The following is a 24127-nucleotide window of genomic DNA, read 5'->3' on the forward strand; positions in this document are numbered from 1 at the left end:
ACGTACAATCAAAATTATGAATAATGGAAAAAGCAATTATAGATAAAAATTCAACATCAGAGGGATTTTATGACACATTCACGATGGAGCTTTGTGCCGCTTGCGGCGCTGACCTTGGGCGCCGCCTCGCTGGCACAGGCCGATGTCAGTGTCACGCGCGGCGCGACCGATATTCCCGATGGCGAGGCCACTCACGTCGAAGACATCACCGTCGCCAATGACAAGCTGGCCTTCGCGTTGGCCGTCGAGTCGCGGCCGCCCTGGGGCGTGCCGCGCGGCACTCTGGTCGACCTGGCAGCGGTAAAAGGCGGCGAGATCGACCTGGATCGTGTCGCCTTTGCTGACTTCATTCCCAATAACTGGTCCGCCTGGCCCAACGACGACAAGAACGTCGAAGTCGTCGAGAAGTCGCCTGAGCGTGCGGTGATCCGCGTCAGCCGCAATTTCGGCGAGGCGATGGTCACCACCACCTACACGCTGGACGCCGACAGCGACCGCGTGCACCTGGAAACCGTGCTCGACAACCAGGGCGACGAGCCACTGGAAGGCATTCGCTCCGGCTTTACGCTGTGGCCGGACACCGGTTACCTGTTCGGCGTGCCTGGCCTGGGCGATGCCAAGGAAACCGAGGCCAGCGACGCGCTCACCGACCGCATGGTTGCCTACGATCAGGATTGGGCCTTTGCCCTGCATGCACCGTATTTCGACCGCATCAACTACGAAGGCCAGGACATGTACCTGGAACACAGTCTGAAAGCCGGCGAGTCGCGTCGCTTCGAGGGCTGGTTGCAGGTCGTGCCGGAAGGCGATTTGGCCCCGGTGGTCACCAACGAGATCGAACGCAAGAGTCTCGATAGCGGTGAGATTCATGGCCAGCTACGCGATGGCGACGGCGAGGCGCCCGCCAACGGACTGGTGATGATCGAGAAGGAAGGTGCGCCCTACGCCTGGACGCTGGCCGACGATGGCAAGTTCTCGATGTCGCTGCCGGCGGGCGAGTACCAGGCTTACGCCACGGCGGAAGGCTTTGCCAACTCCGAGCCGGTCGAACTGAATGTCGCTGACGGCAGCGAGCGCGAGCTGAGCTTCGATGGCATGCGCGGCCCGGGAACGCTGTCGCTGGATATTCGCGGCGCCGAGAATGACACCCCGCGCGACGCACGCCTGACGATCCTCGAAGGCCAGCAGCCGCCAGTGGAATTCCTCGGCAAGCAGACCTTCTTCACCGAACTGGACCCGGCCGGCCAAGCCGAGCTCAAGCTGGCGCCCGGCGACTATCGCCTGGCCGTCAATGCCGGTGCCGGCTTCACCGCGCGCCAGCAAACGCTGGATGTCAGCCTCGAGACTGGGGAGGAAATCGACAAGAGCGTGGAGATCGAGCGTCTCGTCGAACCCAATGACGACCACTGGTACGGCGCCGACCTGCATCACCACGCCAACGTGCTGGAGGGCACCACGCCGCCGGATACGGTGGTGCGCGCCCAGTTGGCCACGGATCTCGACCTGACCTTCATCAGCGATCACGACTCTACGGCTAATCACGACACCTTTAGCCAGCTTTCCGCTGAGCGCGGCGTGCCGTTCATTCCCTCCATTGAGGTCTCGCCCTCCTGGGGACACATGAACCCGTTCCCCATCGAGATGAACGGTGAGCTCGAGGTCGATCCGGGCACCGACGACGTGCAGGACATCGTCAAGGACGCACGCCGCCTGGGTGCCGAGGTGGTGCCCATGAACCATCCGTATAACGCCTACGGTTATCTCAGCAACCTGGGCGACGGCAAGGTGCCCGGCGGTTTCACGCCTGGCTTCGATCTGCTCGAACTCAATGCCGAAGTGGACAACGAGCCGACCATCGCTGCCGCGCATCGCTTCTGGGATCAGGGCACGCGCATGTACTTCACGGCGGGCACGGACACCCACGATGCCTGGAATGACCTCACCGGTCGCATTCGCATGATGGGCCACGTGCCCGGCGAGCTGACCCCACGCGCCTTCGCGCGTGCCCTCAAGGATGGCCATGGCTACGCGACTCAAGGGCCGCTGCTGTTCCCCGAGGAGCACATGTTCGGCGATAGCCTGCGCTTGGTAGAAGACGCCAAGGGCGAATGGACGGTGAACGCCACCGCCGTCAACGGCCTCAAGGAAGCGCGCCTGATCGGCCAGGGAGGCGAAGTGCTCGCCACCCAAACGCCTGACGGCACTGACGCGACGTTGACCTTCGAGATCCCCGGCGATGCCAACGGCTGGGTCGCGCTGGAAGTCGACGATGCCGATGGCGATACCGCCTGGACGAACCCGCTGTGGCTCGAACGTTCCAGCAAGGCCGATTACCTCGGTAATGAAGGCGGCGACGAAGACGCCTGATCTCGCGATCTGGCACTCGTCACTACAATCACGATAACTCGCCGTCAAGACCCCTGCTCAAAGGGGCTTCAAGGGAATGCCACGCCTTCGGGCGTGGCTTTTTTGTGGGCGCTTATGCGTTGGGGATGCCGCCAACCGTGATTGTTCCTCGGCTGGCGGATTCTTGCCTGCGTTACTGACAGGCCTTTGCGACGGCATCGCCATCGGTGGAGACGGTTGGCCGCGTTCTCACGCCGACAAGCACCAGAGCGGCGGCGGCCAACAGCATCGTTCCAGCTGTTGCACACACGCCCAGGACGCCGCTGATGTCGAACATGACACCCCCGACGGCGGCGCCCAGCGCGATCGCCAGTTGTATCGAGGCGACGATCAAACCGCCACCGCTTTCGGCCTCGTCCGGCACGACACGGGTGATCCAGGTCGACCAGGCGACTGGCACGGCACCGAAGGCGAAACCCCACAGAGCCACCATGAGAACATCGGTGCCCATCGAAATTCCGCCCAGCGTGGCTAACAGCCAGCCCAGCACGCCCATGATCAGTGGCATCAGCAGCAGTGTCAGGCGCAGGCTGCGTTCGAGCAGGTAACCCGCGACCAACGTCCCGACGAAGTTCGCCACACCGAACGCCAGCAAGGTCGAAGAAAGCTCGTTGATGCCCATCCGGGAAACGCCTTCGAGAAACGGACGAACATAGGTGAAGAAGGCAAAATGGCCGCAGAACACCAGCAGAATGGCCACGATGCCGACGGCCATGCCCGGCCGTTTCATGACGCTCACCAACGTGCCAAGTGGTGTCGGGCGCTCAGGTGCCATTCGCGGCAGGGTGGTGTATTGCAGCACCAGCGTCAGCACCGAGAGCGCCGTCGCGAGCAGGAAGACGTTGCGCCAGCCGATCATGTCGCCGAGATAGCTGCCCAGCGCGGCGGCACTGATAGTGGCGATGGGGACGCCGGTGAACAGCAGGGACATCGCACGCGGGACGTCATGCTCCGAGACCAGCCGCATGACCGTGGCAGCGGACAGCGCCCAAAATCCGCCCAGTGCCACACCGAGTAGTACCCGCCCGACCAGCAACCAGGCCAGATGCGGGGCGAAGGCCACCATCAGGTTGGCAGCGATCATCAGCACGGAGAATGCCAGCAGCACGTGGCGGCGATCGAGGCGCTGTGTCACGGACGTCACCAGCAAGCCGGAGAGTAGCGCCACCACCGCCGTGACCGTAACGGCCTGCCCGGCCTGGCCTTCGCTGATCATGAGTGAATCGGCCATCGGCGTCAGCAGACTGGCCGGCAGGAATTCGGCCATCACCAGGCTGAACACGCCCATCGTCAGCGAAAACACGGCGACCCAGCGCGATGGCGTTGGCGACTCGTGCGTCGAGTGTTGAGGTTCTTGCGTCGTCATTTCGAGATTTCCGATCAAGACTTGGGATGATGCGTAGACTAAAGTAGTATCGAGAGATCATCTATCACTGAAAATCCGATATGTTTGATCAAAAGTCCGAATTTTTTACCGCCACCGACTCTGATGTCCGCTCCAGCGAATGGATCAACGAGCTGCTCCTCGGTATGCGTCTGTCGGGGCTGAACTATCGGCGCGTCCAGATAGCGCCGCCCTTCGGCATTCGTTTCGATACCGACGCCCGCTGCGCGCAATTTCACTTCGTCGCCCAAGGGCCCGTTATACTGCGGCTCGGTGGCGAGGAGCAGATCCTGGAGACCGGCGATGCCGTGCTCCTGCCCCGGGGTGGCCAGCACTGCTTGCTCTCTTCACCTGAGGTTAAGAGCCGCGACATCGAGCAGATCGACGCGCTGCCGCTATGTGACGACTTCAGTTGCATCAATGAATGTCCCGATACGCTCGACGGTACTCCCCCGATGCGTTTATTCAGTGGCTGCATGCAGTTCGATCTAGGCGGCATGCAGCCGCTTTTGACGCTGATGCCCGCAGTGATGCACGTCAGTACGTTACTTTCGCGCTACCCGGAGATGCTGCCGATGCTGGAGGCGATGGCGCGCGAAGCGAGTCTTGAGCGGGCCGGCGCCGCCGGCATTCTGGCCCGGCTGGCCGACGTGGTCGCCGCTAGCATCGTGCGGGGCTGGGTCGAATGTGGCTGCGCCGACATCGATGGCTGGATCGAGGCGTTGCGTGATCCGCGTCTGGGTAAGGTCATCGCCGCTGTCCACCGCGAACCTGGCCGCGACTGGACGGTGGCCGCTATGGCGGCGGAGATAGGCAGTTCCCGTTCGGTATTCGCCGAACGCTTCCGCTGTTCGCTAGGCATCTCGCCGCTCGGATACGTCACCCAGCTTCGCATGCGTCTGGCCACGCAGTGGATCGCCGAGAAGCAATTATCGATCGATCAGGTCGCCTGGCGCCTGGGCTATGGCTCTCAGGCCGCTTTCAGTCGTGCTTTCAAGCGGTCGACCGGGCAGACGCCGGGTGCGGTGCGTGTATCGTGACGCGATCCGCGGCGTCAATGGTAGCTTGTCAGGCCTCGGCCGCTTCCTTCACCCCCTGGGTATCCTTGGCCAATTTGCAGCGCACCAATGCGGCCACCAGCTTGGGGTAATCTTCCCGCGACACCTTGTTGGCGAGCTTGGCGGCATCAGCCTTGAGTCCCAGCTTCTCGGCGGCGGATAGCGCTGCCTTGTCGGCGTAGGGATAGCATTCATCCCATGTCAGTTGGATCTCGCGCAGGAAGATATCGGCACCGGTGCCGCCGATTCCCTTGAATGCCTTGAGCCGTTTGCGCAGCGCCTTCGGGCTGCCTTCCGCCGCTTCACGCAGCTTGCGCAGATCGCCGCCATAGGTTTCCAGCAGCGCATCATTCATGTCCGCCAATTGCGTCGCCGTTTTTTCGTCGACGCGTGCGTAGCCGGATTCATTGAGCACTCGCGCCCGGGTTGCCCAATCGCTCGTCTTCAGTTTTTGCGGCGTCGTCCAGCCGGCCTTAGCCATTGCTTTTGCACCGCGCATGGCGAGATCGGCACTGATCGGCGCGCTGGTCAGCAACGAATAGCAGAGCAACCGAAAGAGCGGCGATGGCGTGTTTTTGCGCAGGTCGATACCCAGCTCACTGGCAAAAGTTTGCCCGTGGCGCTGCATCAACGTCTCGATGATCTGTTTTTGACTGGCCATGCTAGCTCCCGTAAGCGAAGGCGGCATTTCAACGATGACAGAGCTCAACATGGCACCGTCTGGCCAGCTGTCAAATACGCAACGAGGTAATCTCAAACAAGAACTCATCGCCTGCCTGCGGTAGGCAACGGCAAGCGGCGCCATCGGGTAGTCGTAGCGGCTGATCAATCTATGTATATAAAGTTATTGCGTTTGAAAGTGCTGCGGTCCTTGGGTTTTCCGCAAAGACGCCTCTGGATTATTACCTCATAATACATGGTTCGGCTTTTTATCGCTGTTTCTGCCCGCATGTTGTTTATAAACTGGGGGCCATAGGCTAGGGATCATGGGCTAGGATTCATAGTTGTCCTACTCAGCTTAAGGCGCGTAGGGAGTGTTTGAAGAATAGAAATGGGCAAGCATGGACTTCAAACCATCTGTCAGCCCTGGCCCTCCAATAGGTGGTCCATGCCCTGTGGCTGCAACAGAAGGGGACAGCATCGCGAGCTTCTTTATGGATTCAAAAGCATGTTCCCAGTCTTGGGTGAAGTAACGTGGAGGCCCGCTAAGCTGAGGACGTTGAAGGAAAACACGACGTAGAGATTCTTGTTGTACACTAACAAAGGCGTCTCCTGCGATTAACGATCTATCATACTCTCTAAATAACGAAATATGACCGGGTGTATGGCCAGGTGTTTGTAGCCATCGCCATGTTGCTAGTCCTGGTACGGTGCCATCTTCAGGGAGAGGAGATAGTACTCCATTGAAGTTGTAAGGGCCGCGTGAGAAAAGTGGGGATAGTCGAGAAATAGTGCCGCCGCCGGCTTCTGCATTCGCTGGAGGATAAGCGCGAGAGCCCGTTAGGTAAGGTAGTTCTAAATCGCTGGCATACAGTGGAACCTGCCAGTGATGACTGAGCGGCAAGGCGGAGCCGATATGATCGAAGTGCCCATGAGTCAAAATGATTGCTTCGGGTGCGCGATTACCAAATAAGTATCTGGCACAATCGATGATCTTCTTTTCTTGCCTTGATAACGCTGTGTCAATCAAGATCCAGCGTTGGGTCTCTGGCTCTTCAATGAAGCAGACATTAACGAACTTTAGCGTCAGTTGAATCACGTTTGACGCTACCGTTTGATGATGATTATGCCTGATTGAGGTCAGGCCTAGCGCTAGATGCTGACGGGTTTCATCCTTCATAATATACTTGATGGCTAAGAAAGTTTGTGTATAGGCCTCAACGACATAAGTTCGTTACTCAGCCCCTTTCCGTAGGATTAGTACGATCAGATTTCTCATTGATATTATCTTTATGAACTTTCTTTTCTTTGGAAAGCTGTCCTCCTGAGAAAGGTGCTTTGTCCAACGAATTATTATGACCAGGCTCCTTGGGGTTGCCCCTTGCTTTCTGGTTGTCTACGTTTTCCTCCTTCCGGTAGGGCTCAGGCTCTCCTTGTAGCTCTGATGTCTTCTGTTGAGAATCAGAAGGAATATCCCTTTTGGTTGTCTTGGCGGCTTTTTTTCTCTCTTCGCTTGGATGGCCATGATCCTTCGGCTCAGAATTCATATTCATTGCTCCGTAAGTGTTGTGCATAATCTACTATTTTTCATCATAGTTACTAATGAGATGGTCAACATTAACCACCATCAAATTTTGCTGCAAAAAATGAATGATGGAAACAATCTGGCTCACTGAGGGTATGTATCGCCAGCCTGTTAACATAGAGCAAATAGAGCAGGCTGATCCGGTTTTCGTGTAGCGCCAACACGACTATTGTGAAATTGCATGGTAAAGGAACACCATGCCAATTGTGGCATCCAGCATAAAAAGGTGTCGCAATTAACATGCTTACGCTGATTAATCAGGAGGTCTTATGTCCAGCAAGCGCAATAATGATCGCGATATGTCGGTTAAAGAAGCGGGCCGCAAGGGTGGCGAGGCCAACGCAGAAACCCATGATCAAGAGCATTTCGAAGATATTGGTCATAAAGGGGGGACTGCTAACGCTGAGTCCCATGACCAGGAGCACTTCGAAGATATTGGTCACAAGGGGGGCGTTGCGAACGCAGAGAGCCACAGCCGCGAACACTTCGAAGACATTGGCCACAAGGGAGGTACTGCGAACGCAGAATCTCATAGCCGCGAACATTTTGAAGATATTGGACATGAAGGCGGAGAAAGGAGCAGTGGCAACTTTGCCAATGATCCTGAGAAAGCCTCCGAGGCTGGCCAGAAAGGTGGCAAGCACAGCAGTGGTAGTTTCGAGAAAGATGGGGAAAAGGCCTCGGAGGCGGGAAAAAAAGGTGGCCGCCGTAGCGGAGGTGGTAATTCATAATCTCATTGCCCACTTTTCTAGCGCTAGCCATGGAAGGCTAGCGCTAGGAAAATTGAGTATAGAGGCGTAAGGGAATGAATTTGGATTACCAATAGCCCATATTTTTGAAAGTAAGGTTGTGAACTTTACTCGTGGCGAATAGGGAGAGCTGATATGACACAAGGAGTAGGAGGTCAGTCGCCGGGAAATATTACCCATCATCTTAAGGGTATGGATTTTCCCGCGGACCGGTCAGACCTCGAGCGTCAGGCCCAAGAAAATGGCGCTGGAGAAGATGTGATGGATATTATTCGGCAACTGCCGGATCAGCAATACGAAAGCATGGCTGACGTTACCAAGGGAGTTGGTGAAGTGGAGTAGGATCTTAGTCGTACAGTACGGCCTTTTTTAAGTAAGAGGGCCGGAAAAGAGGAGGTATACAGTACAGGGATGTATATTTTTAATAGAAAAGCGCTCTTTCCGAGCGCTTTTCACTGTCATGTAACCTTATTAGGGTGGCCTGGTTAAGAAGCTTGGGTGAGTTTACGAAGTACGATTGATCTTTAAAAATGCTTGGAGCGCGCTCTGAGAAACAGGTCTAAGATAAGGTGTTATAAAGATGTACAAGTCTATACTTGTCCCAATGAATGACAGTCTCGCATCTATGTCGGCGTTGTATAAGGCCCACCGACTCGCGCAGCGTGAAAATGCGCAATTACATTTGCTCCATGTAGTAGAACCCCGAGATACTGGGGATGTTATAGGAGAGGCGTTAGGTGCCCCTATACATCAAATGGATGCGCAGGATTGTGCCAGAGCAGAAGCTTCTTTGGATTCTTGGTGGAAGAAAGTGAATCAGCCGCGGGGAGAAGTGAACCTGGTGGTGAAAAGTGGAAAGATAGATGAGGCTATAAGCGAGGAAGTTGGGCGCTTAGAAGTAGATATCATCATTATGGGTTCTACAAAAGCCACCCACAAGTGGAGAGGGATACTCTTGAAAGTTCAAAGAAAGGTATCATGTGGTCTTGTTGTTATTAATGAAAGGGAAGATATAGTGCTAGAGCACTTTCCTTCCTAGGTTAATGTGTTCTCTATACTGGCTATATTAAAAGGGTGGCATGTTGTTTAGCGGTCCTGCGGGGTTTCATCTTGGCCACCTAAGGTGTAGTCAGGGGGGTCGCTAGCGGGAAAGCTATCTTTGCTCATGTCATCAATATGCTCTTGGCTTTCTTCTTTAGGTGGAGCTTTGCTAAATTCGAGAAGTGGTCTTGTTAATATCCAATGGTCTTCTTGTTGTTTGAGGTGATGATAGGGGATGTTATATAGATCGCCATCCTTAGCCTTGAGTAAAGCTTCATCTTGACTCGCGTCTTTAAGTAAGTGGCCAACAATAGTGTTGTCCTCGTTATAAACCGCATACGGATAGTTTTTCATAGGTACCTCTTAGAGGCTTGTATAATACTGAAGGTTGGTTATAAAGCGTTGGTTAGGCTAGGCGTATAAGATACGCCTAGCCGAGTTATCATAAAGAAACTTACCTTTTTCCTTCTAAAGCTTCGCTCTCGGCACGGGATAGAAAAGCTTTAGTTATGTCATCAAGGTTATCTTCTAACCATTTGGCCATATTTACTTCCTCCTCGAGAATACCCTTGCAGACTTCCCTGATCTGGTTTTCACCGAGTTCGTCAGCCGCAGCGATAAGAGCCCGATAATTAGCAATTTCGAAGTGTTCAAACGCGTAGCTAGCAATGCCCCCTTTAACGACTTCGTCAGAAGCCATGGATCCACCGATGGCTTGCCCTATGGCGGCGAATTTACCGCTGACATCCTTCATGGTAGAAGGGCTTTCATCCATTGATTTCAGGCATCCTTCTAGGCGGTCTGCCTGTGATTTGGTCTCTTCAATATGTTGGTTGATCCTTTCCTTCAACTTCGGGTAATGCTCCAAACGCTTGGCCTGAGCTGTTAGCATTTGCTCTGCTTGCTCTTCCATGGCATGCGCGTCCTTTAACCAAACATGTAGTTGGCTTACTGAACTGGTGCTCATAGCTTCTCTCCTTGAGGTGGGTGTTATTTCGCGTTTTCAAGTACATGTGCTATATATTTTAGTAGCCTACATGGACAGGCACATCCAAAGGTTGGCTCTGCCTTTGTTTTAAGTAAAAAATCACTCGAATGCGCTAGCCTTTCCTGTGCGATCGGAAACCGGTCGTTCGACTTCTCGGTCGAGACGCTCGGTAAATGTTTTCAACCCGCTTGCTAAGGGTGACATTGCTCGCCACAGTTCATCGTCCTTGAGCAGGCGAAAGACACCCCTGACCCCAGGTGCCTGTTGCCGGCGGTGCTCGGCGCCGTGAGCTTCTCTCTCCACAGTGACTAAAGCATCGCGGGCAGCGTAGACGGTCTTGTGGAATTGTCCCGGGGGGACACTGGAAATTGCTATCAGCAGCGTAGAAAGATTCTGTATGGCATTCAGCGAACCCTCACGACTGAGTGCATCGGTAAGACTTTGTGCCAGTTGGGTATTGCTGCGAACGAGATCGTCTGCAAAACGCAGGAAGCCATGCTCGTGCAATCCTTGCAGCAGTCGTTCTAGCTCTTGCTGCGCGCTGGGCTCGAGATTCTCGTTGGGCGGTGGTGTGTAATCGATACGCTCGGCCATTAGTTCTTCTCCGGATGCGCTTGATGCTCAGGGGGTTGGTGGTAATCCTCCTGCATCCATTTGACTTCGACCGGAACACCCTCGATCGGCGTGGGATGACCGTAACGAAAATTGTTGTGGGGGAGAGGAGGATGTCCCTTTTCCTTGGGGAGGCGTTCCAGCCTGACGGCTGTCTCCTTGTAGGCGGGCGTGTCGACGTCGGGATCGTGATGCTCGCCCGTCAATAGGTTAAGTCCCGGCTTGCCTTGGTGAATGGGCATGAATAGCGTGTAACCGCTGACCCGGTCAGTTACACAGGCCTTGACCTCCAGGCTGCCCCGGCGCGACGTGACTCGGACCCAACTTCCGTCCTCAAGGTTCATTTCTCGGGCCATGTCTGGCCCTACCTCGACAAACCAGTCGGGAACTTGTTTTAGGGTGCCCTCTGTTTGGCCGCTCTGGTTCATGCCTTGAAAATGTTCCAGCAGCCTGCCGTTATCCAGCATGAAGGGATAATCTTCGTCCTCGACTTCCGCTGGCGATTGCCATTCGAGCGGGTAGAGCTGCGCTTTACCATTCTCTTTTGGGAAGCCGTCGCGATAAAGATAGGGCGAATCGTTGCCTTCGGCGTCGACAGGCCAAAGCAATGAATTCCAGCCCTCAAGCCGCTCGTAGCTGACCCCGGCAAAGAGGGGGGAAATAGCGGCACACTCAGCCATGATCTCGGAGGGATGCTGGTAGCTCCACGTATATCCCATGCGATTGGCCAGCTCAGTCAGAATCCGCCAATCAGGACGGCTATCGCCCAGTGGTGGCATGGCTTCGTAGAAACGTTGAATACGCCGCTCGGTATTAACGAAGGTTCCTTCTTTTTCGACGCTGGCACAGGCAGGCAAAACGACGTCGGCGAACTGGGCAGTGCGGCTTACGAACATATCCTGAACGACGAGAAAGTCGAGCTTGCTGAAAGCGTCATGCACATTATTGGTGTCCGCATCGGAAAAGGCGGTCTCCTCACCAATGACATACATCGCCTTGAGATCACGCTTCTCGGCGGCTTGCACCATCAGAAAGTTGCCTTCCCCCACTTTGCTGGGAAGTGTCTCCTTGTCGACGCCCCAACCTTTGGCCCAGCGCTCGCGGACCTCGTCGTCGGCCACCGGATCGTAGCCGGGATAGGTATTGCGTAGACAGCCGAAGTCACTCGCGCCTTGGACGTTGTTATGCCCCCGCATGGGATAGCCACCGGTACCCGGACGACCGAAGTTACCAGTGGTGAGTAGGAGATTAGAGAACGCCGTGCTGGTATCGGTTCCATGGCTGTGTTGGGTGACGCCCATCGCCCATACGATGCACAGTCGCTCGGCCTTGCCGACGGTCTCCGCCAACTCCGTTAGTGTTTCCAACGAGAGCCCGGTCACCTCGGTAGCGAACTCGAGCGTATAGGGTTCCAGTGAACGCCGGAATTCATCCACGCCCGCGACATGCTCATCCAGAAACGTTTGGTCGGCGTAGCCGTTATCGAACTGATAACGTGTGATCGCCAGGGTCCAGGCCAAGTCGGTCCCTGCGCGCGGACGCAGGAACCGGTCGGCGCGTTCGGCCATCTCGTGTTTTCGTGTATCGATGACGATGTGCTTTTGTTGGCCTTTCTTATGGGCAGCCTTGAGGCGCGAGGCGATGACGGGGTGGCTCTCGGCGGTATTACTACCCACCATGATGACCACGTCGGCATGCTGAAGATCTTCGATACGCCCCGCATCGGCTCCGTAACCAGCGGTGCGTTTCAATCCCGTCGACGCTGGGCTCTGACAATAACGCGAGGAATTGTCGATGTTATTGGTGCCTATGATCTGACGCGCCAACTTCTGTGCCAGGTACGCCTCTTCATTGCTCGCCTTGCTGGAGCCGATGACACCGATGCTGTCGGCGCCGTAGGTATCGCGCACTTCAAGCAAACGTTTCGCTACCAGCGATAGGGCCTCGTCCCAACTTGCTTCGCGAAAGGCACCGTTTTCACGAATCAATGGAGTTTTTAAGCGGTTGTCAGAGTTGACGAAGTCCCAGGCAAATTTGCCCTTGATGCAGGTGGATATACCATTGACCGGCGCCTCTTCGACCGGTTGAATCTTGAGAATCGTTCGGTCCCGCGTCCACATCTCGAACGAACAGCCGACACCACAATAGGTACAGACGGTCTTGGTGCGCTTGATCTCAGGCTGCCGCCAATGCATGTCCATCACCGAAATACCGGTAATCAACTGCGCGCCCGTGGTTTTCTCGACCTGTTTGGTGAGATCGATCATTGAGCGCTTGAGCTGGCTTGGCATGAAAGTAAAAGGGCCAGTGTTCTCGTGCATGCTGTTTTCCAGCAGAGCGTTGCACGGGCAAACGGTAACGCAATGGCCGCAGTGGACACAGCTCGACTCATCGATCTGCTTGCCGCCGTCCCACAGCACACGTGGGCTTTCCATGCTGTAATCGATGGAAAGAGTCTCGTTGACTTCGATGTTCTGGCAAGCTTCAACGCAGCGACCGCAAAGGATGCATTGATCGGGATCGTAGGTATAGAAAGGGCTGGAAGTGTCTTTCTGATAGGGTTTGCGTTGGTAGTCATAGCGCTGGATATCGATACCCATATCGGCAACCGTGTTGTGCAACGTGCAGTCGCCGTTATTATTCTCGCAGACCGTGCAATACAACTCGTGTTTGGAGAGCAGCCGATCCATACCCTCTTCGCGAGCCTCCCTGGCCAATGGAGAGGCGCTTTTGATGTCGAGCCCCGCTGTGCTTGTTACCGCACAACTTCGCTTAAGTTCTCCATTGATCTCTACCCAGCAAGTATCACAGGTTTGCAATGGCCCCAATGTTTTTAAGTAACAGACATGGGGGAGGCTGATTCCGTTTTGCTCAAGAAAATCAATGAGCGGGACATTCTCTTCTCCGCTCAGCCGTTTGCCATCCAAAATGAGCTCGCATTGACTCATTGCACGTCACCTTGTCTCGGCCGGTTATTAGCTACCTATTGCTAGTAGTTAATATGCTTGTGTGTTTTGTTTCATAACGACTTGATTCTAGCTTACGCCTTCTTGATGTATTGATAAGGATGAGCTTAGCGTTGATGCAGGTTAATATCCTCGACGAAAAGAGTATCCGCGGGCTGGGGATTGCGCGAAGATGAGTGCGTCTTGTACGTGGCAGGCGCGAGGTGGATACGTTGCGTCCAATAAATTTATAAGGTTGTGTACAGGGAATGTATAGATGACAAGAGGCGTCAACAATAAATATCAAGGCTCAAATTGCTACGTTTAGAAACACGACAAGGCAATCGATATTGCTACTATGATATTGTTACTACTATATTGCACTGACCTTTAGTGAGCTCCCACATGATGAGTCGAAGACAGTCTATATGGATATCTCACCTTGTACAGCGCTATCAATTCGGGTTGTTATTGTGCCTGTTCGTCACATTGGCGGGGTGTAGTGAGCACCATTTGAGTTTCTTGGACCCACAGGGGCCTATCGCGGCGGCACAACGCGGCCACTATTGGTTTGTAGTAGCACTATCGATGGTTGTAGTGCTGCCTGTCATCGTTTTAACACCTTGGCTGGTGTGGCGTTATCGCTATGGCGGTACGGCCATCTATCGCCCCCATTGGACGTTTTCCAAGAAGATGGAATGGCTTATATGGGGGATGCCCGTATTGATTGTAGCCGTGTTGAGTTATGTGCTCTGGACGGCGACTCATGCGCTTGATCCTTATCAGCCGTTGTCTTCCGATAAAGAGCCGTTGCGTGTTCAGGTCGTAGGTTACGACTGGAAATGGCTGTTTATCTATCCCGAGCAGGGCATCGCCATCGCCGGGAAACTGATGTTTCCCGCCGACCGCCCGTTAGCCCTCGAGCTGACGTCAAACACGGTGATGCAGTCATTCTTCATACCGGCGCTGGGTAGCCAGATCTATGCAATGAACAACATGGTCACCAAGCTACATCTGGCGGCGGGGGCTCCAGGGACATTTCGCGGTCAGAACGCTCAGTACAATGGCAAGCATTTTCACGAGCAGCGCTTCACTGCTGAGGCCCTCGAGCCTTATGCGTTCAGTGATTTTGTCGAAGCAGCACGTAAAACAGGGGTGCCGATGACGCGTCAGCGCTATGAAATTTTCGCGGACCCCAGCACGCTGAGTGAGGCGGAACGGATAATCGACAATGGAACTAACGATGGTCTGATCAGCTTCTCTCAAGTGCCCGAGGGGCTGTTTGAGGCAATCGTCGATGGCCCCTTGCTCGCCCGAGCTCTGCTGCCCTCCGGTCCTGTCGCCATGACACCCAGAAACGTATCTGCCGTGCCCAAGGCGCCGGCCGGCGCCTCCATCGTTCCGTTCAAGAAGGAAGCCGCCCAGTGAGTTATTTTCTCGACATGCTTCTCGGCAGGCTCGACTGGGACGCCTTGCCCTTCTGGAAGATGCTTCAGGAGCCCACGACCTTCAACATCATCAACGGCACGATCGTCACCGGGGCCGCGTCCATGGTCGTGCTGGGGGGGCTGGCGTTGGTGGCTCTGATCACTTGGTTCGGCAAATGGCGCGTATTATGGAGTGACTGGCTAACCAGCGTGGATCACAAGAAGATCGGCATCATGTTCATTGTGGTCGCCTTCGTGATGCTCGCTCGAGCAATTATTGAGGCCGTCTTCATGCGGGCTCAGCAGAGCGTGGGGCTGGGCGGGGGCTTCCTGTCGGCCGAGCATTTCGGCGAGTTCTTCTCGACCCACGGCACAATCATGATCTTCTTCATGGCCATGCCGTTCCTCACCGGGGTCATCAATTACATCATGCCGCTGCAGATCGGGGCCCGCGATCTGTCCTTTCCGGTGATGAACTCGATCAGTCTTGCCCTCACCGCGGCCGGCGCCGTGCTGGTCATGGTCTCGCTGGTGCTCACGCCGTTTTCCACCGGTGGCTGGAGTGGCTATCCACCCTTTACCGAAAGCCCCTATAGCCCCGGAGCAGGGGTCGATTACTGGATCTGGGCGGTCACGCTATCGACACTCAGTTCGACCATGACCGGCATCAACTTTGCGGTGACGATCTACAAGAAGCGCGCGCCGGGCATGCACCTGATGCGTATGCCGCTATTCTGCTGGACGGCGTTGACTACGGCGATTTTGATGATCTTCGGCATGCCGCCGTTGACCGTGGCCACCGCCTTGCTGGCCCTCGATCGTTACCTGGACTTCCACTTCTTTACCACCGATCTCGGTGGCAACATGATGAACTACGTCAATCTTTTCTGGGCGTTCGGCCATCCCGAGGTCTACATCCTTATCCTGCCCGCTTTCGGGGTTTTTTCTGAGATCTTTTCTACCTTCTCGGGCAAGCGCATCTATGGCTACAAGACGCTAGTGATCGCCACCATCAGCATCGCGGCGCTTTCCTTTACCGTATGGCTGCATCACTTCTTCACCATGGGCCAGGACGCCAGCATTAACGCCGTATTCGGCATCGCCACCATGTTGATAGGCATACCCACCGGCGTAAAAATCTACGATTGGATGCTGACCATGTATCGGGGGCGGGTGCGCCTTACTATCCCCATGGTATATGCCATCGGGTTCATCATGCTGTTCGTTATCGGCGGGCTGACGGGGATCATACTCGCCAACCCGAGCATCGATTACCAGGTGCATAACACGTTGTTCTTGGTAGCACACTTTCACAACATGCTGGTGCCGGGGATGCTGTTCGGTATGTTGGCCGGTTATAACTACTGGTTTCCCAAGGCCTTTGGTTATCGCCTTAACGAGCGTTGGGGCTACCGCGCCGCATATTCCTGGATCATCGGCTTCATACTGGCGTTCTTTCCGCTCTACGCGTTGGGGCTATTGGGCATGCCGCGACGCACGGTCGCCTTCCTCGAACCGGCTTACCTGCCCTGGACGATCGTCGCCGGTATCGGCGCACTGGTGGTACTGTTCGCGCTGTTCAGCCTGATCATGCAGCTCGGCGTGAGCATCCGTCGGCGCGTCACCTATGCAGTACCCATCGGTGACCCTTGGGATGGCTTCAGTCTCGAATGGTCGACGTCGTCGCCTCCGCCGGAATACAACTTCCCGGTGATTCCTCAGATCGCCAGCCGCGACCCGTTTCGCAGCGAGAAGGATAGCGGCCAGGCCTACCAGCGACCGGAGGAGTACGGGAACATCGAGATGCCCGCCAATAGTGCGCTGGGGCCGGTCCTTGCCGTCGTGAGCTTTCTGATGACGTTCGGCCTGGTGTGGTACATGTGGTGGCTGGTGATCGGTAGCGGGCTGATGGGCCTGGCAGCGTTGGTCGGGCGTAGTTTCGTGCGCCGTACCACGCGGATCATCAGTGCTGACGAGGTCCGCCGCACCCATGAAAGCTGGCTCGACCAGGTGGCCCGCGCCAAGGCCATTACGCGCGCCGACGAACGTGACACGACCAACCAGGGACTTGCAGCATCCCCCGTGGAAGGAGCCGTGCAATGACTCCCACCACCAACAGACATCCAGGTATCAACCTCGGCGACATGCACGAGGAAGCCAGCGACGCCTGCGAAAGCCTGGTATTCGGCTTCTGGGTGTTCATGATGAGTGATCTCATCATTTTCGCGTTGCTGTTCGCCACCTACGTGGTAATGCTAGGCGGCACGGCCGGCGGTCCGGGGCCCCATGAGCTCTATGAGATGAAGAGCGCCTTCCTCGAAACGATGCTATTGCTGGCCAGCAGCTTTACCTTTGGCATGGCGTCGTTGGCGCTCAAGTACGATCGGACCAAGGGGCAGCTGCTCGGCTGGTTGGTGATCACCCTATTGTTGGGCCTTGCCTTCATTGGTCTTGAGTTGCGTGACTTTCACCTGATGGCGTCCAAGGACGGTGTGCCGAGCCGCAGCGGGTTCCTCTCCGCTTTTTATGCGTTGGTTTCCTTGCATGGCCTCCACGTAACAGGCGCCTGCCTCTGGATGCTGGTGCTATTCGGCCAGATGGCGGTCCATGGGTTAGATACTGGTGTAAAAACGGGATTACTGCGCCTCGGCATTCTCTGGCACTTTCTGGATATCGTCTGGATTGGAATCTTTTCCGTCGTCTATTTGGGGGGGCTCGTATGACGCGTCATCACCTATCAGCCCAGCAGGAGAACGAGCGTTCAAGTGAGCTGCGTTCATACGTCGTGGGGTATGTGCTCGCGCTGATATTGACGCTGACGCCCTTTGCGCTCGTCGCCTGGAGCGATTTGTCGAATATGAAACTATGGTCGGTGATTGGAATATGTGCCTTAATACAAATCGTCGTGCATTTTCGCTTCTTCTTGCATGTCTCGTTGGCCAAACAAAAGCGTGAAGACCTGCACTTGATACTGTTCACAACGCTTATTCTTGTCATCATGGTTGGCGGGACGCTATGGATAATTCTTAATCTCTATACGCGCATAATGCCGTCGATGCTGCCATAGGCAGTACTATTATATTTTTAGTGACCAAAAATATTTAAATGTGGCTGGAAGATTTAATTCGTCGAATATTATCGATAATTAGCTTGCTGCGGGGGTGAGTAGGTATTGATTTAAAATCCAAGCCGAGATTTTGAGGAGGTATGCGGTAGTCTAATTGCCAAACGAATTTATCGATTGCCAAATCCATTAGCCTTAGTGTTATCCACTCACCTGGACAGCGATGGTGCGTTTCATGATCGCTACCACCCTGAGGTATCATTGCGAAGCGGTGGTAGTCCTCACTTTCTTTTTCGAAGCGCTCTGGCCGAAACTCGCCGGGAGAGTCCCAACGGTTCGGGTCATGGTTGGTGCCGTGAATATCTAATATCGCCTGCCAACCCTGATGAAATTGATAGCCATGCCAAGTGAAATCCTTTTTAACTCGCGCAGCCAAGAAAGGGAAAAATGGGTAGTAGCGCCTAACTTCCTGGATGAAGTGACGTTTAAAAGTAGCGGAGCCTTCGCTTCTGAGCTTATCATAACAGCTTGGATACTCATGCATCGCCTGAACGGAGAATACTATATAGCGTGCGACTGCCACGATAGGCCGAAGTATATTAAGTAACTCTACGGCGGCGATGCGGCTGGGCAGAAGCGTACCGTTGACGCTGCGGAGGTTAGCGAAGATAGCAAAGGGTAGCGTTTGGTCCGTTGTTTCAGGCCGGCGTCGATAGTCATCGATGAGTGAAATCAGGTTATTTTCAGCCGTAAGTCGGGCGCGCCGACTAGCCCAGTGCTTAGTGCCAATGGCGGCGGCTCCTTCGATCATTAGTACCAGTTTTTTGGTCAGTTCTGTGAAGTTCTCGTCCTGTAGCGGTATACCGCACCATTCCACAGCTGCACGGCATAATATAAAATGTAGCTCATCTAGAAGGACGACAGGTGCTTGTGTTTCCCAATGGCGCAAGCGAGATTGCCAGTGCTGCTCGACCAATTCCGCTAACCAGTCGATTCGACTTTGTGACATTATCGAGAGGAACAACGCCTTGCGCTGATGATGCGCAGTGCCCTCAAGCCCTTGAATACCACCCACACCAAAAAGTGTTTTCTGTAGCCGCTTGGGCGCAGCATCTTGCCGGGTAAAAAAATTGGTGTCGTAAAATAATTTAGCCGCCTCTTCGCCTCTTAAGAATATCGTTTTTTTAAATAGTAGCCTAGATTGAAAAAGATCGTTGCCTAGGCGGGCACATTGCGCTCCGATGTAGTGATATCCATTGCGCGCTAAGGCGAGCGTACATTCATGACTTGCTAATGGCGCTTCACGGCTATAACCCATTGATCGCTCCTTGATTATGGGGGAATTCCATGCACCGGTTGCGATGCGCATGGCTCGGTCGGTCCAAGCGCCGAACTTGGCCAAGGCTAGTAGGCATGCGAAACCTCCAGCCTTGACCACACGCTATATAACTTTCTCTAAAATCAATGCGTCACAGAGCTTGAAGAGCGCTTTCCGGTTTTTCTGCAACAGTGTGCATAAGCCGAGCTAAAGCCAGATAAGTCTATTAGATCATCATATCTAAGTATGCTAATGTTATGGTGAGTTTTTTCCCTTAGCACGTACTCCTGCGCTTCAAGGAAGTTCAAGCATCGACAAACATGTACGTTGGTCATCCCCAATAAGTCTCCGATAGTCTGTTGGGATATAGGCAGCGATAAATCCTGCGAATCAGGGCGCGATAGATTGAGTCGAGCGTGCATTTCCAAGATAAAATAGGCAAGTCGCGTAGTTGCATCGTGACTAATTAGGTTGTTAAGACGATCGGCCATGAGGTTGCTTTGGTGCGTTGCCGCAGCCAGTACAGCGCTGACTAAGTGGTGCTCCTTCTGCATCATTCTATCAAGGCTTGGTTTTAGCATGGGGATGATGAGACCTTCAGTCAACATGACGATTTCATCGGAATGCCCATTCGAGTGGTAATCCCGCAGCCCGATAATGTCGCCGGGTAGATAAAGGTCAATGATCTGTCGGCTACCTTCCTTAGTTATGCGGCATGAACACGCCCAACCATCTTGGATGGCAAGTAAATAGTTGGCATTAATTTCATGGCTCTTGATCACCCTTCCTTTACGGGTGCGTCGAGGGGGGTCTTGAATTTGTAACAACACTTCCCTGTCCCTTGAATTAAGGGGGGTGTGTCGGGAGAATATTTCATAATATACAGCATATCCGGTACAAGGTGACTTATCCGTCTCAAATTTATTTTTAGTATTTATTTGAGGACCGGAATCTACCGATAACAAAGACATAAGGTCTACCTCGTATGTAGAGAATCTGCCAAGCATGTAAAATGCTTGGCAGAAATTTCACTATAGACGTTCTTTGAGAATCGACTTAGCGTTGTTGGCCATGTCTTCGTAGCGGTTAGCGATATCCTCGAAGAGCTCTTGGCACGCTTGGTCGCCATTGGATTCGGCATCCTTGCTGTACTGCTGGCTTAACTCCGCGCCTTGTAGCGCATGATAAAGCGTGCTTACGAGGTCGAAATCTTTATCTTTAACCGGACTATTCATGGGACGCTTCCTTTTCGTCTTAAAATAGCTAATTAAAAGGAATATTCAGTTGAAAGGTGGAAGTCGCTTGATTATTAGCGCTTGCCACCCTTATGACCAGCTTCCGATGCTTTCTCCGGGTCGTTCTTAAAGTTGCCGGAACTTTCTTGACCGCCTTTGTGACCGGCCTCGGCTGCCTTCTCCGGGTCGTTCTTGAAGTTGCCGGAACTTTCCTGGCCACCTTTGTGACCGGCCTCGGCTGCCTTCTCCGGGTCGTTCTTGAAGTTGCCAGAGCTTTCCTGGCCACCTTTGTGACCGGCCTCGGCTGCCTTCTCCGGGTCGTTCTTGAAGTTGCCGGGACTTTCCTGGCCACCTTTGTGACCGGCTTCGGCTGCCTTCTCCGGATCGTTCTTGAAGTTGCCGGGACTTTCCTGGCCGCCTTTATGGCCGGCCTCGGCAGCCTGCTCCGGGTCGTTCTTGAAGTTACCGGGGCTTTCTTGACCTCCTTTCTTACCAGCTTCTGACGCCTTTTCATGGTCATTCTGGAAGTTACCAGGATTGCGATTAGCCATTTTGTCTCTCCTCTTGAGCGTTACGTGCGATAAATCCTTTCGCTAACGATGGCTTAACCATCGATTGGGAATATAGGTGTGTCCTTTTTAGGTGTCTAGCACGTTTCTTGAAGAAGAGTTTTTTTATGTATACTTGTGTTATATTTGTGCGCATTTAGTAAATGTTTATGTATAAGTAAGTTTATGATTATGAAGGATTTTTTTGGCGTGTCTGATATATGTTAATAGAAAAAATTGATTTTGAAACAAAATAATCAGTGCTTATCACAGGCTATTTGGTCCTGAGCTTTGCCTAGCCGAAGGTGTTTTAGAGTGTTCTGTGTCGATCGGGTAGTTAGATTCTACTTGAAGGGCGATGATTGTGTGATTAATGGTTCTATCTATAGTCAAAGTGGCCTTCTTTAGTGATAAAATTTTCAAGAGGTTGATTTTAATAGAGGTGCTTTTAGCAAGTGCTGAGAATTAGAAATGCATCTTAGATGCTTAAGCATAGTCATGCGGCTAGGAAAATTAACTAGGACATGTAGTTAGCGGTGCCCGAGAACCGAGCACCGAAGCGAAGCACGTCTTTACATTTGCTCTTTTTGTGCACCTGAGCCCTCCCGCGCTTTGGGGAGCGTCGGTTCCTGTCCCAAGGGGTTGGGTTGATCTTGGACCGAGTATTCGCTGCGCCCATCCAAAGACGGCCCTTGGCTCCACCGCCCTTGTGGTGCAGGCTTGTCAGTAAGCGTATTAAGATAGTAGTAAGAGTGTTCAGTTGCTTCGTGCGCTTCTGGAGTCGAATTAGGAATTGGTAGGTTCTTCTCAAAGCCACCTAGCTCTTCGACCACAGCAAGCCACTGCTGTTGATGATAGGTGTCCCGCGCGATCAAGAATGAGAGAAAATCTTTCATGCCTTTATCATCAGTCCAATTGTAAAGCCGTGTTGCCAAGACTCTACCTCCGGCTTCGGCAGTGACATTAGCCATCATGTCGGCGGCAACATTGCCGGTTGCATATACATGACTCATATCGAATGGCACGCCATTGGAATTGACAGGCATCGCCGAGAGTCCTGAAGATAGCAGGTGCCGAGGGTTGGCGCCGCCTAGTATGGCGTTGATGACCGGGTCCTTTGCCGACTCTTCCTGATAGGAAACAGGGGCCCCCTCTAAATTCAAAGCCACGGCGTGACCGAGCATCTCAATATGCGAAAGCTCTTCCGTTGCCGTGGACATGAGCATATCGCGAATACGTGCATCACCGCGTGCCCCCATCGCTTGAAAGAAATACTGCATGGCGACACGAATCTCGCCTTCAATACCACCGATCGCTTGTTGCAAAAGCATGGCAAATTGTGGGTCGGGCTTTTCTACCTCAACTGGATACTGAAGCTTCGATGATTGATGGAACATGAAAGTTCTCCTTTCTATTCTAAGGTCACATTGCTCATTTTAGGTGCAAAACTAGGATAGCCTGGCTGTGTGGGTACGTGTTTAATCTCGATAAAGGGTAGAGCCTTTTGGGGATAGTTTTTAACATTAGTTAAGAATCAGTGTATCGATGTTTTCCATTTTATGTTTTTGTGTTTAGCAAAAGGTGACAGTTCGTTATCCCTTCTTGTTGGCGCGCTTGAGTTAGCAGGATAAATTGCTGCCTCTATATGCAGAGGCATAAAGGGTGAGCTAAAAATATTTCAATTGCGTAACATTTTTTTGAATTTAATCTCCCATCTTATTGCCTGCGTGTCGATAAGCATCTATATTACAAGAATATAAGTATGAGTGTTGTTTTTTAAAAGGAGGGGTCCCCGTGTGTGATTTTAATGTTTGATTATTGTATTAATAGGCTTAGTGCCTACACTTCTCTCTCAATAGAAGAAAAAGGTGTTTTAAGAGGGGTGGTCGACAAAAAAATTAAGCATTGTCGTGGTGACAATATTATGTTGGCTGGCAGTGAGCCAAAAAGTATTCACGTGATCTATAACGGTTGGGCTAGCCGTTATAAAGTACTGCCCAACGGTCGTGAACATATCGTCGCTTATCTTATCCCTGGAGATATGTGTGACGTGCATGTGACACTTCTTAAACGTATGGACCATTCTATTCGAGCAGAAACTCCTCTAACTGTAGGGGTTATAGATGGCGGTCATGTGGATTATATTATGCATTGTTACCCCAATTTAGCTAAGGCTTTGTTTTGGTCAATGTTGGTCGATGAGTCTATTGCTCGGGAATGGCTTGTCAATTTGGCAGGAAGATCAGCGGAAGTACGTATTGCTAACCTCTTTTGTGAATTGTTTTTGCGCTCAAAAGTTGCAGGCCTGACGTCAAGCGACACATTTGTCATGCCGCTGAACCAGGTAAAAATAAGCGAGGCGATGGGATTAACTTCCGTACATACAAATCGTGTCATTCAACGCCTAAAGCGCGATAAGTTAATCGTCGTTAATAAGCAGAATATTCAGATACCTGACTTTTCCCGGCTACAAGCGTTTGCCGATTTTAATGGGGATTATCTACATATGGGGTTTTCCTAGCTTTTGTGGTGGGTTTTAATGTTTGTTTAAATGTTGCTGTGATGGAGATGCTAAGGTTTAGAGATGTTGTAGGAGTTAATATTAGTTACCGTGAAATAATTTAGTTAAGCCTCACGATCATATAGGGAGATGGCTATATGGAGTGGTTTGTGCAGCACAATTCCTCAATAACGGCAGCTACTAATGTAGGAACCCTCCTGGTTTGGCTGTTTTATGCACAAATACTGTACTTTAATTTTCGCAGGCAAAGAACACCAAAGGTTGTGGTGAACCGGGGAGGAGGAAGGAGCCTTCGGGCACATTGTATTGTTAGCAATATGAGTCCTGAGCCAATATTTATTGAACACATCATTGCTATATTACATACGGAGAAAGGTACCTATACTAAAAGTTTGATTGATAGGGACGAGGTGGAAGGAGAAGCGGATCCAATACCCGAGGTCAACCAGACGACCCGTCAAGGCCCGATGTTATCAGGTAGTTACAATTCTATTGGTACTTTCGAGAAGTGTAATGACCCCCTGGTTTCTGCACACCCTACGCCGTTAATGCGGGGTGTGCTCGGGGTGCCACGTAGTCCAGAGAC

23 protein-coding genes and 1 pseudogene are annotated in these 24127 nt (G+C 53.0%); 11 read left to right on the forward strand and 13 right to left on the reverse strand.

What is annotated here, in order from left to right; genetic code table 11:
* The first annotated feature begins 69 nt into the window (after positions 1 to 69).
* Positions 70 to 2367, forward strand: a complete 2298-nt coding sequence (locus LUN51_RS10075; RefSeq protein ID WP_277811148.1) for a CehA/McbA family metallohydrolase — start codon at positions 70 to 72, stop codon at positions 2365 to 2367.
* A gap of 172 nt (positions 2368 to 2539) precedes the next feature.
* On the opposite strand, the gene LUN51_RS10080 is transcribed toward LUN51_RS10075, so the two are convergent.
* Positions 2540 to 3772 carry an MFS transporter gene (locus tag LUN51_RS10080; protein ID WP_336296832.1) on the reverse strand — a complete coding sequence of 411 codons (1233 nt, stop codon included), beginning with the start codon at positions 3770 to 3772 and terminating at the stop codon, positions 2540 to 2542.
* Positions 3773 to 3852: 80 nt separating this feature from the next.
* Here LUN51_RS10080 and LUN51_RS10085 point away from each other — a divergent pair, with 80 nt between their 5' ends.
* Entirely contained in the window at positions 3853 to 4830 is a 978-nt protein-coding gene (locus tag LUN51_RS10085) for an AraC family transcriptional regulator (protein ID WP_277811149.1), read from the forward strand.
* A 28-nt stretch (positions 4831 to 4858) separates the two neighbouring features.
* Here LUN51_RS10085 and LUN51_RS10090 read toward each other — a convergent pair whose 3' ends face one another.
* The 3 genes from LUN51_RS10090 to LUN51_RS10100 form a co-directional block, all read right to left on the reverse strand.
* Entirely contained in the window at positions 4859 to 5653 is a 795-nt protein-coding gene (locus LUN51_RS10090) for a hypothetical protein (protein ID WP_277811150.1), read from the reverse strand.
* A 213-nt stretch (positions 5654 to 5866) separates the two neighbouring features.
* Entirely contained in the window at positions 5867 to 6688 is an 822-nt protein-coding gene (locus tag LUN51_RS10095; protein WP_277811151.1) for an MBL fold metallo-hydrolase, read from the reverse strand.
* Positions 6689 to 6746: 58 nt separating this feature from the next.
* Complete coding sequence (locus LUN51_RS10100) at positions 6747 to 7055, reverse strand: hypothetical protein (RefSeq protein ID WP_277811152.1); 309 nt, start codon at positions 7053 to 7055, stop codon at positions 6747 to 6749.
* Between the two features lie 307 nt (positions 7056 to 7362).
* Between LUN51_RS10100 and LUN51_RS17410 the strand changes: the two genes are divergently transcribed.
* From LUN51_RS17410 to LUN51_RS10115, 3 genes are all read left to right on the forward strand, one after another.
* On the forward strand, positions 7363 to 7824 hold the full coding sequence (locus LUN51_RS17410; protein ID WP_347276511.1) for a general stress protein: 462 nt from the start codon (positions 7363 to 7365) through the stop codon (positions 7822 to 7824).
* Positions 7825 to 7977: 153 nt separating this feature from the next.
* Positions 7978 to 8184, forward strand: coding sequence for a DUF2795 domain-containing protein (locus LUN51_RS10110; RefSeq protein ID WP_277811153.1), 207 nt, complete (start codon positions 7978 to 7980; stop codon positions 8182 to 8184).
* A 238-nt stretch (positions 8185 to 8422) separates the two neighbouring features.
* Positions 8423 to 8881: a universal stress protein gene (locus tag LUN51_RS10115; protein WP_277811154.1), complete on the forward strand. Its 459-nt coding sequence runs from the start codon at positions 8423 to 8425 to the stop codon at positions 8879 to 8881.
* A gap of 47 nt (positions 8882 to 8928) precedes the next feature.
* Here the strand turns inward: LUN51_RS10115 and LUN51_RS10120 are convergent, their stop codons facing one another.
* The 4 genes from LUN51_RS10120 to fdhF form a co-directional block, all read right to left on the reverse strand.
* The gene (locus LUN51_RS10120; protein WP_277811155.1) at positions 8929 to 9237 is read right to left on the reverse strand and encodes a hypothetical protein; all 309 of its coding nucleotides are present in this window, start codon (positions 9235 to 9237) and stop codon (positions 8929 to 8931) included.
* 100 nt (positions 9238 to 9337) lie between these two features.
* The gene (locus LUN51_RS10125) at positions 9338 to 9850 is read right to left on the reverse strand and encodes a ferritin-like domain-containing protein (RefSeq protein ID WP_277811156.1); all 513 of its coding nucleotides are present in this window, start codon (positions 9848 to 9850) and stop codon (positions 9338 to 9340) included.
* Between the two features lie 120 nt (positions 9851 to 9970).
* Complete coding sequence (locus LUN51_RS10130; RefSeq protein WP_277811157.1) at positions 9971 to 10465, reverse strand: DUF1641 domain-containing protein; 495 nt, start codon at positions 10463 to 10465, stop codon at positions 9971 to 9973.
* Positions 10465 to 13431: a formate dehydrogenase subunit alpha gene (gene fdhF / locus LUN51_RS10135; RefSeq protein ID WP_277811158.1), complete on the reverse strand. Its 2967-nt coding sequence runs from the start codon at positions 13429 to 13431 to the stop codon at positions 10465 to 10467. Before fdhF ends, LUN51_RS10130 begins: the two co-directional genes overlap by 1 nt.
* A gap of 585 nt (positions 13432 to 14016) precedes the next feature.
* On the opposite strand from fdhF, the gene LUN51_RS10140 reads away from it, so the two are divergent.
* From LUN51_RS10140 to cyoD, 4 genes are read left to right on the forward strand one after another with little or no spacing between them, the layout of a single operon-like run.
* Entirely contained in the window at positions 14017 to 14856 is an 840-nt protein-coding gene (locus LUN51_RS10140; protein ID WP_277811159.1) for a ubiquinol oxidase subunit II, read from the forward strand.
* Positions 14853 to 16958, forward strand: coding sequence for a cbb3-type cytochrome c oxidase subunit I (locus LUN51_RS10145; RefSeq protein ID WP_277811160.1), 2106 nt, complete (start codon positions 14853 to 14855; stop codon positions 16956 to 16958). Before LUN51_RS10140 ends, LUN51_RS10145 begins: the two co-directional genes overlap by 4 nt.
* The gene (locus tag LUN51_RS10150) at positions 16955 to 17578 is read left to right on the forward strand and encodes a cytochrome c oxidase subunit 3 (RefSeq protein ID WP_277811161.1); all 624 of its coding nucleotides are present in this window, start codon (positions 16955 to 16957) and stop codon (positions 17576 to 17578) included. Before LUN51_RS10145 ends, LUN51_RS10150 begins: the two co-directional genes overlap by 4 nt.
* On the forward strand, positions 17575 to 17922 hold the full coding sequence (cyoD, locus tag LUN51_RS10155) for a cytochrome o ubiquinol oxidase subunit IV (RefSeq protein ID WP_277811162.1): 348 nt from the start codon (positions 17575 to 17577) through the stop codon (positions 17920 to 17922). Before LUN51_RS10150 ends, cyoD begins: the two co-directional genes overlap by 4 nt.
* 34 nt (positions 17923 to 17956) lie before the next feature.
* Here the strand turns inward: cyoD and LUN51_RS10160 are convergent, their stop codons facing one another.
* The 5 genes from LUN51_RS10160 to LUN51_RS10190 form a co-directional block, all read right to left on the reverse strand.
* Entirely contained in the window at positions 17957 to 19237 is a 1281-nt protein-coding gene (locus LUN51_RS10160; protein ID WP_277811163.1) for a cytochrome P450, read from the reverse strand.
* A gap of 143 nt (positions 19238 to 19380) precedes the next feature.
* Entirely contained in the window at positions 19381 to 20208 is an 828-nt protein-coding gene (locus tag LUN51_RS10165) for a Crp/Fnr family transcriptional regulator (RefSeq protein ID WP_277811164.1), read from the reverse strand.
* A 60-nt stretch (positions 20209 to 20268) separates the two neighbouring features.
* Positions 20269 to 20472 carry a hypothetical protein gene (locus LUN51_RS10170; protein WP_277811165.1) on the reverse strand — a complete coding sequence of 68 codons (204 nt, stop codon included), beginning with the start codon at positions 20470 to 20472 and terminating at the stop codon, positions 20269 to 20271.
* A gap of 74 nt (positions 20473 to 20546) precedes the next feature.
* Positions 20547 to 21023: a general stress protein gene (locus LUN51_RS17415; RefSeq protein ID WP_347276512.1), complete on the reverse strand. Its 477-nt coding sequence runs from the start codon at positions 21021 to 21023 to the stop codon at positions 20547 to 20549.
* Between the two features lie 569 nt (positions 21024 to 21592).
* On the reverse strand, positions 21593 to 22417 hold the full coding sequence (locus LUN51_RS10190) for a manganese catalase family protein (RefSeq protein WP_277811166.1): 825 nt from the start codon (positions 22415 to 22417) through the stop codon (positions 21593 to 21595).
* A 410-nt stretch (positions 22418 to 22827) separates the two neighbouring features.
* Here LUN51_RS10190 and LUN51_RS10195 point away from each other — a divergent pair, with 410 nt between their 5' ends.
* Positions 22828 to 23541 carry a Crp/Fnr family transcriptional regulator gene (locus LUN51_RS10195; RefSeq protein WP_277811171.1) on the forward strand — a complete coding sequence of 238 codons (714 nt, stop codon included), beginning with the start codon at positions 22828 to 22830 and terminating at the stop codon, positions 23539 to 23541.
* 137 nt (positions 23542 to 23678) lie between these two features.
* Positions 23679 to 24127, forward strand: a pseudogene (locus LUN51_RS10200) (hypothetical protein); the annotation flags it as partial.

This window comes from Chromohalobacter canadensis (assembly GCF_029544075.1).
Lineage (GTDB): Bacteria > Pseudomonadota > Gammaproteobacteria > Pseudomonadales > Halomonadaceae > Chromohalobacter > Chromohalobacter canadensis_A.

Bases quoted from the DNA above. Each gene is read 5' to 3' on its own strand.
- LUN51_RS10075 (WP_277811148.1), top strand. From the start codon at position 70: ATGACACATTCACGATGGAGCTTTGTGCCGCTTGCGGCGCTGACCTTG.
- LUN51_RS10080 (WP_336296832.1), bottom strand. From the start codon at position 3,772: ATGACGACGCAAGAACCTCAACACTCGACGCACGAGTCGCCAACGCCA.
- LUN51_RS10085 (WP_277811149.1), top strand. From the start codon at position 3,853: ATGTTTGATCAAAAGTCCGAATTTTTTACCGCCACCGACTCTGATGTC.
- LUN51_RS10090 (WP_277811150.1), bottom strand. From the start codon at position 5,653: ATGGCGCCGCTTGCCGTTGCCTACCGCAGGCAGGCGATGAGTTCTTGT.
- LUN51_RS10095 (WP_277811151.1), bottom strand. From the start codon at position 6,688: ATGAAGGATGAAACCCGTCAGCATCTAGCGCTAGGCCTGACCTCAATC.
- LUN51_RS10100 (WP_277811152.1), bottom strand. From the start codon at position 7,055: ATGAATTCTGAGCCGAAGGATCATGGCCATCCAAGCGAAGAGAGAAAA.
- LUN51_RS17410 (WP_347276511.1), top strand. From the start codon at position 7,363: ATGTCCAGCAAGCGCAATAATGATCGCGATATGTCGGTTAAAGAAGCG.
- LUN51_RS10110 (WP_277811153.1), top strand. From the start codon at position 7,978: ATGACACAAGGAGTAGGAGGTCAGTCGCCGGGAAATATTACCCATCAT.
- LUN51_RS10115 (WP_277811154.1), top strand. From the start codon at position 8,423: ATGTACAAGTCTATACTTGTCCCAATGAATGACAGTCTCGCATCTATG.
- LUN51_RS10120 (WP_277811155.1), bottom strand. From the start codon at position 9,237: ATGAAAAACTATCCGTATGCGGTTTATAACGAGGACAACACTATTGTT.
- LUN51_RS10125 (WP_277811156.1), bottom strand. From the start codon at position 9,850: ATGAGCACCAGTTCAGTAAGCCAACTACATGTTTGGTTAAAGGACGCG.
- LUN51_RS10130 (WP_277811157.1), bottom strand. From the start codon at position 10,465: ATGGCCGAGCGTATCGATTACACACCACCGCCCAACGAGAATCTCGAG.
- fdhF (WP_277811158.1), bottom strand. From the start codon at position 13,431: ATGAGTCAATGCGAGCTCATTTTGGATGGCAAACGGCTGAGCGGAGAA.
- LUN51_RS10140 (WP_277811159.1), top strand. From the start codon at position 14,017: ATGGTTGTAGTGCTGCCTGTCATCGTTTTAACACCTTGGCTGGTGTGG.
- LUN51_RS10150 (WP_277811161.1), top strand. From the start codon at position 16,955: ATGACTCCCACCACCAACAGACATCCAGGTATCAACCTCGGCGACATG.
- cyoD (WP_277811162.1), top strand. From the start codon at position 17,575: ATGACGCGTCATCACCTATCAGCCCAGCAGGAGAACGAGCGTTCAAGT.
- LUN51_RS10160 (WP_277811163.1), bottom strand. From the start codon at position 19,237: ATGGGTTATAGCCGTGAAGCGCCATTAGCAAGTCATGAATGTACGCTC.
- LUN51_RS10165 (WP_277811164.1), bottom strand. From the start codon at position 20,208: ATGTCTTTGTTATCGGTAGATTCCGGTCCTCAAATAAATACTAAAAAT.
- LUN51_RS10170 (WP_277811165.1), bottom strand. From the start codon at position 20,472: ATGAATAGTCCGGTTAAAGATAAAGATTTCGACCTCGTAAGCACGCTT.
- LUN51_RS17415 (WP_347276512.1), bottom strand. From the start codon at position 21,023: ATGGCTAATCGCAATCCTGGTAACTTCCAGAATGACCATGAAAAGGCG.
- LUN51_RS10190 (WP_277811166.1), bottom strand. From the start codon at position 22,417: ATGTTCCATCAATCATCGAAGCTTCAGTATCCAGTTGAGGTAGAAAAG.
- LUN51_RS10195 (WP_277811171.1), top strand. From the start codon at position 22,828: ATGTTTGATTATTGTATTAATAGGCTTAGTGCCTACACTTCTCTCTCA.